Source organism: Hymenobacter radiodurans, assembly GCF_004355185.1.
Taxonomy (GTDB): Bacteria; Bacteroidota; Bacteroidia; order Cytophagales; family Hymenobacteraceae; genus Hymenobacter; species Hymenobacter radiodurans.
On the sequence record NZ_CP037922.1, the window covers coordinates 2,157,276 to 2,170,271 of the forward strand.

Below are 12,996 nucleotides of genomic sequence, written 5' to 3' on the forward strand. Positions count from 1 at the left end.
GGCTACAGCACCTTTTTCTGCGGCGCAGCTGGCTCTACTGGCAAATTAGGCAGGGAAGGATTGTACTGCTCAATTGCCTCGTCTACAGTCGATACGGAAGTGTGGCCGCTCAGCATGCGCTCGGCCTGTGCATGGTCGAGGGCGCCTTCATTGTGGGCCAGGAAAATGGTGGCCACTCCGTTGCCGATGAAGTTGGTGATGGAACGAGCCTCCGACATAAAGCGGTCGACGCCCAGCAGCAAAGCTAGGCCCTCCACTGGAATTACTTTGATGGCCGTAAGCGTGCTAGCCAGCACCACAAACCCTGAGCCCGTCACGCCAGCCGCGCCCTTGCTGGTTACCATCAGGATACCGATTACGGTCAGAATTTGCCCCCCGGTCAGGGTTACGTTGTACACCTGGGCCAGAAATAGGGTGGCCAATGACAGGTAAATTGTAGTGCCATCGAGGTTAAAGGAATAGCCCGCCGGCACCACAAGTCCGACCACGGGCTTGGCGCAGCCCATGCGCTCCAGTTTCTCCATCAAGCCCGGCAAGCCAGCCTCTGAGGAAGAAGTGCCCAGCACAATGAGCAGTTCCTCTTTGATGTAGCCTAGAAACGACAATAGCTTCAGGCGGCAGTAGCGCAAAATGGCCCCCAGCACCAAAAAGACGAACAGCGCCATCGTGATGTAAACCGTCACCATGAGTTTGCCCAGCGGAATTAGGGTCTCGACGCCGTACTTGCCGATGGTGAAGGCCATGCCGCCAAATGCCCCGATGGGCGCAAAGCGCATCACCCAGTGCAGTCCCAGAAACACGTAGCGCGAGGCCCAGGTAAGCCGGTCGATGATGGGCTGGCGTCTGGCGTAGCGGCTCAGAAAAATGCCCCCCACAATGGATACGAGCAACACTTGCAGCGTCAGGTTGTCGGCCAGAAACTGTAGCCAGGAGAATTCGCCGGCTTTCTGGGTGTACTGACTGATACTGGAACCATCGGCGCTTTGCGGCACCACGCCCGCGCCTGGTTGAATAACGTAGGCCACCCCGATCCCGATAAGGAGGGCCAGCGTAGTGACTACTTCAAAATAAATCAGCGCCTTGCCGCCAATTCGTCCCACCTTCTTCAAGTCGCCCATGCTACTGATGCCCAGGGTGATAGTGAGAAAAATGATGGGGTTGATGAAGAGCTTCACCACGTTGATAAAAGCCTTGCCCAGCACATCCATCTTCACGGCCGTATCTGGCGCAAAGTGCCCCAGCAATGCCCCAGCTATAATGGCGGTCAGCACCCAGAAGGTGAGGTTGGTGACGATTTTTTTCATGAAATCAACCTGTAATAGAAATAAGTACAGAAGGCGGAAATTAATGCTTTGCGCAGATTGTGGGGGGCTTTTCGGCAAGCTAATCGGTCTGTTTTACCGCGTAAACCACCACCCCAACAATGCCAGCAACGGCAAAGAAAGCGGAATCCCAAGTCCCACCATTTGGGCGGCCAGCGGTGGGTCGAGGCCGTAGCGCTCCGCCACCACGGCCGCCGTATTCATGGGGCCAATAGCCGCTCCTAATATGCAAAGATCCACCACCTGGTCGTGTTGCTGGACGGCTGCCTGGTAAATGCTATAGATAAGCAGCGGGGCCAATAGCAGCTTGTACGTCAGGCCCAACACTATGGGGCGGGTCTGCGCCGGCGGCACTCTCAAATTCATCTGCAAGCCCACCGAAAGCAGCGCAATAACCGGAAAGGGTCCGCTAATTTTTTCTAGCACCCCGCGCACCAGCTCGGGGTGTTGATAGTCAGCCGCGTTGGCTATCATGGCCAGCACGAAGGCCAGAAACGGCGGAAACCGCAGCACATTGCGCACCATTGATCCCCACGTCGGCTCGGCAGACCCATACCAGGAAGCGACTGCCACCCCCAGCGTGACCACGACCAGAAAGGACCCGGCCTGACTCATCATAATGCCCAGCTCCAGCCCTTCGCGCCCATATAGCAGCTCAAAAATCGGAAAGCCAACAAACGAAGTACTGCTAATGCCCCCCGTCAGGATAAGCGCTCCAATGGTTGCCCGCGAAAGCCGCATGCGCCGCCCCATCAATTCAAAAAACACAACGGCCGCCCCAAAAATCAACCACGGCGCCAGCACCGGCAGCAGAAAGTGACTATCGAGCCGGGCCACGGCCAGATGCAGGAAGGTAAGGGCCGGCATGAACACCATCACCAGCAGCTGATTGAGCACCGCAGGCGCATTAGACGGCACCAAGCTCCACCGCCGCAACGCCGCACCCACACCCAAGCACAGCAACAGCACGGTTAGGTTGGTCATTACTTACAGAAGAGAGTTGAAGCGTTAAACAATGACGGTCATGCTAAGGTGGAGCCGAAGCATGACCGTCATTGCTTACGGCCCTAAAAAGTCAGCGTGATGTTGGAGTAGTAATAAGCACCGTTGAAGCCGAACTGCGCGACGTTTCGCGAATACGGAATTTCACCGTAGGAATAACTGGCGAAACGAGCGGCATCCACTTTGTCGGGGTAGACATTGGTGATGTTATTGGCACCCACCGTCACCGAAACCGCTTTTACCGGATTGTACACCAAAGCCAAATCAAGCAGAGTTTTGCCTTCAAACTCCTGGCTGATATGGGGCACGTAGCGGGGCGCGGGCGTGGTGATGTTGGCTGGCTTTTCATAAGCCGTCACGGGGCCGAAGTAGGAGGCGCGGGGCGTGATACTGAATTTGCCCACCTGATAGGTAAGCGAGAACAGTACTTTCTGGCGCGGCTGGGCCCGCTCTATCAGCCCGATGCTGACCGTATCGATGAGCAGAATGCGGTTGGTGGTACCTGCTTGCAGGGCTGCAGGCGTATCGCCGGTACGCACAATTTCGGTGGCGTTAAACGTCAGTGCTAGGCTGGTGCTCAGGCGACTACGCTCACTGAAATCGTACTTATAAGTTGTCACCAGGTCGATGCCTCGGGTGCGGGTATCGATGGCGTTGGTGAAAAAGCGGATTTCGCTAATGTTGGCGAAATCCGCAGTTTGCAAGGCTCGAATGTCACTTTTGACCAATCGCTCACTGTTGATGATGCGGTCCTCAATATCAATCTGGTAGGCATCGATGGTGAAGAGCAGGTCTTCGGTGAGTTTGGCAGCTACCCCCAAGCTATAATTCCAGGAAGTTTCGGCCTTGGGGTCGGTTACGCCCAGCGGCACAAGGCGGGGGTCGTTGTTGCGCAACTGCTTGGTTTGCACAATTGCGCCGGCCTGCACCGTAGAGGTTGATACGCTGTTAAAAGTCTGCTGAAGGGAAGGTGCCCGGAAGCCGCGGTTGATAGAGCCACGAAGTGCAATGCCGTCGGTAACTTTAAAACGCGAGGCCAGCTTGCCCGAAATGTTGGAGCCAAAGTCGGAGTAGTTCTCGTAGCGCAGAGCCGTCGTGACTAGCAGCCGCTCCGTAATGTCGCTTTCCACATCTACGTACACGCCCACGTTGCGGCGGGTCTCGTCGGTTTCGTCGTCGGGCGCGATGCCGGGCCGGCCGCTGGAGCCCGGTGCCTTGGCCGTGCGAGCGGGGGAGGTAGGAGTAGCGGCCGCGGCCAGCGCCAGCGGGCCCACGAAGTACGACTCAGGACTGCCTTTTTCCAGCTGGAAGCGGTCTATCCGAAACTGGCTGCCTAAAGCCAGGTTGAACGACTTCGTGCCGAACAGGCCCACATAATTGCGCGACACGTTGACTTCGCTCGTGCTCTGCCCGAAGGCGCTACGACCTACGTAGAAATCGGTGGGGGAGTCGGCACCCATCGACGGGTTAGCGGTTTTGTTGGCGTCGAGGTCGAGGTAATTATAGCCGTAGCCCGTGCTAAAATCGAGGTTCCAGCCCCCGGCCAACTTGCGATTCAACCCTATAACGGCCGAGTAGTCGTCGCTGCGGCCCGGCAACTCAGGCAGGTAACCATCAGGGTGCACGGGGCTGTAGTTCACGTTGTTAGGCTGGGCATTCCGGAAGAAGCCGTACGCCAGAATATCTTTGCGCGAGTACCCGCCGAAGCTGTACACCGACCACCCGGAGCCGCCTATCGGCACGCCCAGGTTGTAGAAGCCTTGGTAAATGTCGGCTTGGTTGCTGCCGTACACGCCTACCTTAAAAGGCTCGCCCACTGGCGGATACACGCCACGCTCGGCCCGGATGCGGTTCTCATTGGTAATCTGTGTGGCGGTGGGCGTGGGGTTGGCGGCGGTCAGGGCCGGGAATACGGTATAAATGCCCCCCAGATAGTCGTCGGAGCGGTCGGTTTGGTTTTGGCGCTGGTATTGCAGCGTTAAGTTGAGGTAGCCCGGATTGGTTTTGCCCAGCTTGATACCGTAGTTAGCCCCGGCCAGATACTGCGCGCCATCGCCTTCCTGCGTCACCCCAAATTGGGTTCTGACGGTGGCAACGCCCGTGCTTTTATTGAGTCCAAGGTTAATTACGCCGGCAATAGCGTCGGAGCCGTACTGGGCCGCCGCGCCATCGCGCAGCACTTCAATACGCTCGATAGCCAATGACGGTACCGCGTTCAGGTCTGTAACAACCGTGCCGCTACCCACGGTCACGTTCAGGTTGAGAGCCGAGAACTGGTGGCGGCGCTTGCCATCCACGAGCACCAGTACTTGGTCGGGGGAGAGGCCGCGTAGTGTGGCGGGGTCGGCGTAATTAGCTACGCCATTTACGCCGGTTTTAGCCGAGTTGAAGGACGGAGAATTGAACTGCACCTGCTGGCCCAGATCAACCTGACCGGTGGCTTGCAATTCCTTGGCATTGAGCACATCAACGGGGGCAGGGCGCTCTACGTCGGTGCGGGGCAGGCCGCGCGAGCCTACCACCGTTACCTGACCTAGCTCCGTGGTGCTGGTTTGCAGGCGCACGTCCAGCGTGGTTCGCTCGCCCACAGCAATCTGTTGACTTTTAAAGCCAATAGCCGACACGACCAAGGTAGCTCCCGGCTTGACGGTGATGGAAAAGCGCCCGTCGCCATCGGTGCTGATGCCGTTTGTAGTACCCATCTCCAGGACGGTAGCGCCCGGAATTGCCTCCCCGCCTTCGCCAGTGACGCGGCCGGTGATGGTGGCATCCACTGCTGTTTTGGGCAACGCTAACGGGGCTAGCAGAATACCACTGTTCACTACTTCATAAGTAATTTGTAGGGGCCCAAATAACGACTGAAGCACGCCACTCAAGGGCGTATCTACTGCCTGCACCGTCACCTTGCGGTTGGCGCCAATAAGCTGCGGGCTGTATAGAAAGCGCGTGTGCACTTGGTTTTCAAGGCTGGCCAGGGCCGTGAGTACCGGCTGCTCTTCCAGCAGCAAAGTCACATGCTGTTCCAGTACGCTCTGTTCGGTCCGGTCGGTTGCCGCCGCTGGCGAGGCCAGCCCGAGAAACGGCACCACGGCGAGCAGCAATAGCTGGCAGCGGTGAGCGAAGGGTAGAAGTAATTTCATGGGGCGGGAACGGGTTTGGTGGGATTAGTAGGAAGAATGGGAGAGAAGTCAGGGAAGAAAATGCGGAATAAAAGCCCCCAATCGTAGGCTGGGGGCTTTTTTGGGCTTAGCCGGCGGGGAGCGTGTCAGTTGGCCGGGGTTTGTTGCCGCAGCCTTTGCTGTGAAAAATGACTTTTGTGCCGGCCCGCTCATAGGAAGCACCCAGTGCTTTGCACAGCAAATCCAGCTTTTCAAACATGGGCTCATCCCGGAAAATCAGGCGTACGGTGCAGCCGCTTAGCGCCGCCTCGTCGTAGACGATGGGTACCCCGTAGGCATGTTCCAGAGCTTGAATAACTTCCGTTACTGGTCGGTCGTCGAAGGCAAACGGGCGGGGAATTAGCAGGGCCGGCCGCTCCACCAGTTCCTTGCGCATCTCTAGCACCTCAGGCGAGTACGCTACCTGCTGATTTGGAATAAGCTCAAGCGGTGCCGCCACCCGGCCGGCCGGGCTCCCCGTGCCGGTAGGGCGCGGACTTACCCGCACCTTACCAGTGCGCACCATTACTAGGGCCTGAGGCTGCTCAGGGTAGGCGCGCACGGTGAAGCTCGTGCCCAATACAGTCGTAACTACCTTATCAGTAACCACCAGAAAGGGCTTGACCGGATTGCGCGCTATGTTAAAAAACGCTTCGCCTTGCAGAAATACTTCCCGCTTAGCGTCCGTAAACTGCTGGGGGTAGCGCAGGGTGCTGCTGGGCTGCAAAAGCACCGTGCTGCCGTCGACCAGCGCGAGGCGAGCTACTTGGGAGCTAACGTTCGTATGCGTAATCCATTGATTGGCGCTTGACGATGGCGCGGCCCTCAGAACAGACAATCGGGCAGCCGTTACCGGGGACTTTTGGGGTGATAACGAGCGCAGCGCACCGAATCCTAACCCAACTATCAGTAGCGCCGCTACGGCCCACCGCAGCGGTATTGAGCGCCACATCGGAACGGCTTCGCGGGCCAAAGTCGAAGCGTGAATCTGGTGCTCAATCCGACGCCACAGGGTGGCTTTCAAACGGGCGTTTTCGGCGGGGCTTAACTCAGGAATAGAGGCCGAATCGAGTGCCTCGTACCACTGCTCCACTAGCTTCGCCTCGTCTGGGGGCTTTCTCCGCGCAGGTAGCGCTGCAATATGGCCTCGTGGGTTTCTGGCTTCATACTCGACGGTGATAAGTAGGGCTTCCTTATCAGGTCGGGCTCGGAGGGCGTATCCCTGGCCAAAGCATGAAATATTTTTTGACAGAAGATGCCGAAGCATAAAACAGGCCGTTTCGCAACAAAAGAAAATAAGACGACAATGGTCGCTGCTGCCTCGTACGTAGTGTTTCGGGTTAAAAAAGCAGCTGATAAGCTAGGAGAGTAAGCACCAGAAAATCTTTCAAACGTGCTCGTAGAAACCGTAGCGATTGGGTAAGATGATACTCCACCGTTTTGGGGGCTATATTCAGCTGCCCCGCAATTTGCGGCACCGACTGGTATTGCTCCCGACTCAGACGAAAAACGGCCTGGGTATTGGCCGGTAAACTGCCCACGCTGGCCGCAAGGGCCGCCGACAGGTCGGCGGTGCTGAGCGTTTCCTCCGTCGCCCGGTCAGCAGTGGGTAAATGCGGGGTGGCAAAGGCCACATAACCTTCGTGCGTGGCGCGGCTCCGGATGCAGTCGATAATTTTGTATTTAGCGGCCACAAACAGATAGACATCCAGTTTGTGAATACGAGCGGTAGCCCGCTTTTGCCAGAAGGCCACAAATAGATCCTGCACTACCTCTTCGGCATCGGCTGCGGAGCCGAGTTTGCGATAGGCCAGCTCATAGAGCCGTTGCCAGTAGCGCTCATATATTTCGGTGAAAGCTTTTTCATCTCCGGCCTCCAATGCCGCTACCAATGCATCGTCGTTCCAGGCGGAATAGGGCCGCTGGGTTTTAGAGGCAACGGAAGAATCCACTCTCATAAAGACATGAAAACCAGCTTATAATGGTCTCTCCAATTTATAATAAATTATCAATTAAAGTACATTTATATACAGGAGCTCTACGCCTGACCAGTGTTGTTTATCAACAGGTTGGTTCCAGTGCTGGTTGACGCCGCTTAATACGCTTCAGTAAATCATTTCTCCGCTCTACGTGTTTGCAGCGCTACTACCTATGGTTCACGGCCGCAGTCTTACATTCGTACCTCAAAAATTAGCGCAGCAACACGTGTTTACTGGAATAATAGAATCACTCGGCACCATTACGGCTGTGCAAACGGAAGGCACTAATCGCCATTTTACGGTGGCCACGCCGTTTGCCCACGAATTACAGATTGACCAAAGCGTCGCCCACGACGGCGTCTGCCTGACGGTTGTGGCCGTGGATGCGGCCGCTGGTACGCACACCGTCACGGCCATTGATGAAACCCTGCAAAAAACCAATCTGGGGAAGTGGCAGCCCGGCCGCCGCGTAAACCTGGAGCGCTGCCTGTCGGCTAATGGGCGCTTTGATGGCCACATCGTGCAGGGCCACGTCGACCTGACGGCTACCTGCGAGAGCGTAACCGACCAGAACGGCTCCTGGGTTTACCGCTTTCGCCATGCGCCTGGCCCCGGCCGCGTGACCGTGGAAAAAGGCTCCATCAGCATCAATGGCACCAGCCTCACCTGCTTCGATAGCACCGACGACGGTTTCAGCGTGGCCATCATTCCCTACACCTACGAGCACACCACTTTTCAGGACCTACGCCCCGGCGACTTGGTAAATCTGGAATTTGATATTGTAGGAAAGTACGTAGCCAAGCTCCTAGGCAAGTAGTTAGCTCAAAAAAAGCCCCCCATCCAGGTATTTTTCTGGTTGGGGGCTTTTTTATGACGCTGATCTATTGGCCGATAAGTTATAATCGGGTCGATAGCAGGCGCCTTATAGTAACTCGTCTTCTTGTCTGTCGGGGCGGTATACAGCGGCTTCCACCCGCTTTGCTAACTTTACACCATAACGGCTTTGCTAGGTGGAAAACAGCAGCTTAACCCTATTGGGCGCAACAAGTGCAGTTCAGGTCTGGCATGACGCCGAGGCCCACTGGCTCTACGTCCGGTGGCGAGGCAACTACGCGATACAGACGGCGGAGGAAGGATGGGAGTTGTTGCTACAGTGCTTGCACCAGCAACCCTGCGCCATGCTGCTCAACGATGCTCGGCATGCGGCCACCGGCTGGTCGGGACAGGAGCAATGGGCAGGAGAGGCGCTATTTCCCAAGCTGGCTCAGTGGGGCGTGCGCTACGTAGCCTGCGTCTATCCTGAAGCCTTGGCCGCTCGCTTCTCCCTGGATACCACTTTGGGCTACACGCCCCAGCCCTTCGTAGCCGCTTTCGATGACCTAGCCACAGCCTGCACCTGGTTGCAGCAACGCTAAACTCTTAGCTCCTTCATAAAAAGTAGCGAAGAAGAAAGCAGCAATCAGGAATCAATAAACCGGTGCAAAGCAGTTCGGGAAGCTCCAACCCAAGCAGGTTACCGACTCAGGGGTTGCTGACGGCTGGCACTACCGCCCGCCAGCGTTTGATGGCCTTCACTAGCTCCGTGATGATTAGTGGCACAATACCCAGCCCGATAGCCACCAGCCAGCCGCGCGCATCTAGGGGCCGGAGTTTAAAGGCTTGTTGTAGAAATGGGACCGTAAGGGCTAGTAATTGCAACAGCATCCCCAGCACCACGGCCCCCGCCAGATACTTATTGGAGAACAGGCCGACCTGGAAGATCGATTTGGTGGCGCTCCGGAAGCTAAGCGCATACAGCAACTGACAGCAGATGATGGTCATAAAGGCCATGGTATGTGCGTATTCCAGCACCATCTCGGGTATAGCCGCATCGTAGGGCTGGTAGCCGTGCTCGTAGAAACCGTACCAGAAAGCAGTCATAGTGAGCAGACCGATGAGGGTGCCGCCCAGCACCACCCGTAGCCCTGCTCCGCCCGCGAAAAAGCTTTCGTTTGGCTTGCGGGGAAGCTCGCGCATCACGTCCGGGTCGCTAGGGTCCATGCCCAGGGCTATGGCTGGTAGCGAATCGGTGAGCAAGTTTATCCAGAGCAACTGGGTGGCAATGAGGGGAGCGGGCCAGCCAATAACGATGCTGAAGACCATGGCTACCACTTCGCCCATGTTGCTGGCCAGCAGGAAAATCACCGACTTCTTGATGTTGTTGTAAATATTGCGGCCCTGCTCAATGGCGGCAATAATAGTGGCGAAATTGTCGTCGGTCAGAATCATGGCGGCCGCGTTCTTAGCCACGTCGGTGCCGGTAATGCCCATCGCCACCCCAATATCGGCCGCGTTGAGTGAGGGTGCGTCGTTTACTCCGTCGCCCGTCATCGACACAATATTGCCCTGAGCTTGGAAGGCCTTCACGATTTTTACCTTGTGCTCCGGCGACACCCGGGCAAACACCCGGTACTGGGCCGCACGGCCCGCAAACTCCTCGTCCGAATACTGATTTAGCTCTTCTCCGGTCACGGCCTGACTCAGGTCGTCGGCCAGCCCGAGTTCCCGGGCAATGGCAAAGGCCGTGTTTTTATGGTCGCCGGTAATCATAATGGTGGTAATGCCGGCCTGCGCCGCCTGCCTGATTGCCTGCTTGGCCTCCTCCCGCGGCGGGTCTATCATACCCACCATGCCCAGCAGTATCAAGTCCTGCTCCATTTCCTCAGGTGGCACTACTTGGTCGACAGGCTTGTAGGCCACTGCCAGCGTGCGCAGCGCCTGCCCCGACATGCCGTCTGTGACGTGTACTACCTGCTCGCAGTGGTCAGCCGTAAGGGGCACCACTTGGCCGTTTTCGCGAATGTGGGTGCAGCGGGTGATAAGACTATCGATAGCACCTTTGGTGAACACCCGCAGCCGGCCGTGGTCGTCGGTAAGGGTCGACATGAGCTTACGGTCCGATTCAAACGCTAGCTCGCCCACGCGCTTATCACTGGCCTCCAAAGCCTTGCGGTCAAGACCAAGTTGGTCGCCGAACACAAGCAGGGCAATTTCGGTGGGGTCGCCGGTACCCTCACCGTTCTCGTAGGTGGCATCCGAACACAGAATTAATGCCTTGGCCAGCAAGCCGGCTTCTTCTAGAGAGGCCTGCCCGTTCTCTCCCAAGGTAACTTCGCCCACGCCCGGCAGGAAGTAGCGCGTTACGGTCATTTTATTCTGGGTGAGCGTACCGGTTTTGTCGGAGCAAACAATGTTCACTGAGCCCAGGGTTTCCACGGCGGGCAGCCTCTTGATGATGGCATTGCGGCGGGCCATGGCCGTGACGCCGATGGAAAGCACCACAGCAACGATGGCCGCCAAGCCCTCGGGAATAGATGCCACCGCCAGCGACACCGCCAACAGAAACGTACTGGCCAGATCTCGGCCCTGGAAATAGGCCAGCACGAACATTGCCGCGCAGATGCCGACGGCTACCTTGCCCAGCGTTTTGCCCAACTCGTCGAGCTTTTTTTGCAGGGGCGTCTTGCTTTCTTCTTCCTCGTTGATGAGCGTGGCGATTTTGCCCACCTCCGTTTTCATGCCGGTGCCGACCACGACTCCCACGCCCCGGCCATAAGTGACCAGCGTAGACATAAACGCCGTGTTGGCTTGGTCGCCGAGCGGGGTTTGCGGGTCGTCGAAGGTGGCCTGCGCATCCTTGGTTGTGGGTACCGATTCGCCCGTTAGGGCTGACTCCTCGATTTGCAGATTGGCCGATTCTAGCAACCGCAGGTCGGCTGCCACGAACCGGCCGGCGTCGAGCAGCACAATATCGCCCGGCACCAGTTCCTCAGAGTCTATTTCTCTTACTTCCCCGTTGCGGCGCACCAGCGCGTGCGGAGCCGACATTTTTTGAGCGCTTCAATGGCATTGCCGGCTTTCACTTCCTGCGCTACACCCAGCGCCGCGTTTATCAGGATAACGCACAGGATAATAACGGCGTCCACGTACTCGCCTAGGAAGAGGGTGATGGCCACGGCTCCTAACAGTACGTAGATAAGGGCGTCGTTGAGCTGCGCCAGCGCCAGCTGCAGGATGGTTTTTTTCACCTGCGCCTGCAAGCGGTTGGGACCGTGCTTGGTTCGTCGGGCAGCTACTTCCGCATCGGAAAGGCCGGTGGCGGGGTTCGCGGCCAACTCCTTCAGTACAGTTTCTACGGAGGTTGAGATTTGCATATTGCTGGCAAGAATAGCAAGAATAGCGGGAAGTAGAAGGCTGGGGCTCAGCTAAACAGAGCGTACGAACCAAGGTAAAAAAGATCTTCAGGATGCACCGGCCGAGATAGGCTGCCACCACAGCACAATAGAAACAGCTCAGCAACAGCAGTTCTCATCCAACGTAAGTCAAGTAGTAGGCAGGTCGAGCCTACCTGATTACGCTCAATAAGGCCCGTTGGGGGGCATTTTTTCAGTTACTGGACGTCTAATCGAATGAGGTTTAAGTTACCACTTCCTGTCTGGACAATTCTGGCTCCGGTTCTTGCGTGGCTATCCTACGCGGGAGTAGCGTTCGGCTGGGGCGGCACCTATTTGCTGGTGGTTGCCGCCGCACTGATTGGGTGCGTGTTAGCAGCCGTCTATCACGCCGAAGTGGTTGCCCACCGGGTAGGCGAGCCATTTGGGACCTTGGTGCTTGCCCTGGCCGTTACCATCATTGAGGTGTCGCTTATCGTTTCGCTGATGATTGCGGGAGGGCCCGAAACAACCGCGCTGGCCCGCGACACGGTATTTGCCGCGGTCATGATTATTATCACCGGCATAACGGGCCTATGTCTGCTGGCTGGGGGCGTGCATCACAAAGAACAGGTGTTCGAGCAGCAGGGCGTGACGGCGGCGCTGGTGACGTTGACGGCCATTCTGGTGCTGACCTTAATCTTGCCGAACTATACCACCAGCATGGCGGGCCCGATGTATAATTTTCTGCAGCAAGGTTTTATAGCCATCGTTTCCTTGCTGCTCTACGGCACGTTCATACTGGTTCAAACGGTCCGTCACCGAGACTTCTTTTTGCCCCCCACGGGCACTTCCGATGAAGAGGTCCACGCAACACCTCCAACTAATAAGGTAGCGGGGCTAAGCTTCTTCCTGTTGCTGGCGGGCTTGGTAGCCGTGGTGTTGCTGGCCAAAGCGCTGTCGCCAACTATTGAGGCCGGCGTGGTGAGCATAGGGGCCCCAAAATCATTGGTAGGGGTTATTATTGCAGCGGTCGTGCTGCTGCCTGAAGGCTTGGCTGCCTGGCAGGCGGCGAGAAAAAACCGTCTGCAAACCAGCCTCAATCTTGCCCTTGGCTCGGCTCTGGCCAGCATCGGGCTAACCATTCCGGCGGTTGCTGTCTTGTCCGCAATCACCGGCCTGACTATTACGCTCGGCATCGACATAAAGTCAACGGTATTGCTGGTCCTGGCCCTGATTACCAATATATTGTCGTTCTCTACCGGTCGCACCCACATGCTACACGGAGTAGTCCTGCTGGTCATATTTGCCGTTTATCTGTTCACGATTGTAGTGCCGTAAATAG

At 57.0% G+C, this 12,996-nt stretch carries 10 protein-coding genes; 3 read left to right on the forward strand and 7 right to left on the reverse strand.

From position 1 onward, the window contains the following. Positions 1–2: 2 nt before the first annotated feature. The 5 genes from EPD59_RS10175 to EPD59_RS10195 form a co-directional block, all read right to left on the reverse strand. Positions 3–1,304: a cation:dicarboxylate symporter family transporter gene (locus EPD59_RS10175; protein WP_133272678.1), complete on the reverse strand. Its 1,302-nt coding sequence runs from the start codon at positions 1,302–1,304 to the stop codon at positions 3–5. A gap of 93 nt (positions 1,305–1,397) precedes the next feature. Then, positions 1,398–2,306 carry an AEC family transporter gene (locus EPD59_RS10180; protein ID WP_133272679.1) on the reverse strand — a complete coding sequence of 303 codons (909 nt, stop codon included), beginning with the start codon at positions 2,304–2,306 and terminating at the stop codon, positions 1,398–1,400. A gap of 83 nt (positions 2,307–2,389) precedes the next feature. Continuing rightward, positions 2,390–5,464 (reverse strand): TonB-dependent receptor domain-containing protein, encoded by a 3,075-nt coding sequence (locus EPD59_RS10185; protein WP_133272680.1) that lies wholly within the window; start codon positions 5,462–5,464, stop codon positions 2,390–2,392. A gap of 106 nt (positions 5,465–5,570) precedes the next feature. Next, positions 5,571–6,575 (reverse strand): FecR family protein, encoded by a 1,005-nt coding sequence (locus tag EPD59_RS10190; protein ID WP_165963541.1) that lies wholly within the window; start codon positions 6,573–6,575, stop codon positions 5,571–5,573. A 247-nt stretch (positions 6,576–6,822) separates the two neighbouring features. Continuing rightward, positions 6,823–7,434, reverse strand: coding sequence for an RNA polymerase sigma factor (locus tag EPD59_RS10195; RefSeq protein ID WP_165963542.1), 612 nt, complete (start codon positions 7,432–7,434; stop codon positions 6,823–6,825). Positions 7,435–7,687: 253 nt separating this feature from the next. Between EPD59_RS10195 and EPD59_RS10200 the strand changes: the two genes are divergently transcribed. Together EPD59_RS10200 and EPD59_RS10205 are read left to right on the forward strand one after the other, a co-directional pair. Then, entirely contained in the window at positions 7,688–8,278 is a 591-nt protein-coding gene (locus EPD59_RS10200) for a riboflavin synthase (protein ID WP_133272683.1), read from the forward strand. A 193-nt stretch (positions 8,279–8,471) separates the two neighbouring features. After that, a complete protein-coding gene (locus EPD59_RS10205) occupies positions 8,472–8,876 on the forward strand; it encodes a hypothetical protein (protein ID WP_133272684.1) in 405 nt (134 codons plus the stop codon). Between the two features lie 106 nt (positions 8,877–8,982). Here the strand turns inward: EPD59_RS10205 and EPD59_RS10210 are convergent, their stop codons facing one another. Both EPD59_RS10210 and EPD59_RS22450 read right to left on the reverse strand, forming a co-directional pair. Continuing rightward, entirely contained in the window at positions 8,983–11,328 is a 2,346-nt protein-coding gene (locus tag EPD59_RS10210; protein ID WP_240731705.1) for a cation-translocating P-type ATPase, read from the reverse strand. Next, positions 11,286–11,654: a cation-transporting P-type ATPase gene (locus EPD59_RS22450; RefSeq protein ID WP_240731706.1), complete on the reverse strand. Its 369-nt coding sequence runs from the start codon at positions 11,652–11,654 to the stop codon at positions 11,286–11,288. Before EPD59_RS22450 ends, EPD59_RS10210 begins: the two co-directional genes overlap by 43 nt. A gap of 255 nt (positions 11,655–11,909) precedes the next feature. Here EPD59_RS22450 and EPD59_RS10215 point away from each other — a divergent pair, with 255 nt between their 5' ends. Then, positions 11,910–12,992 carry a calcium:proton antiporter gene (locus EPD59_RS10215; RefSeq protein ID WP_133272685.1) on the forward strand — a complete coding sequence of 361 codons (1,083 nt, stop codon included), beginning with the start codon at positions 11,910–11,912 and terminating at the stop codon, positions 12,990–12,992. The last annotated feature ends 4 nt before the right edge of the window (positions 12,993–12,996 follow it).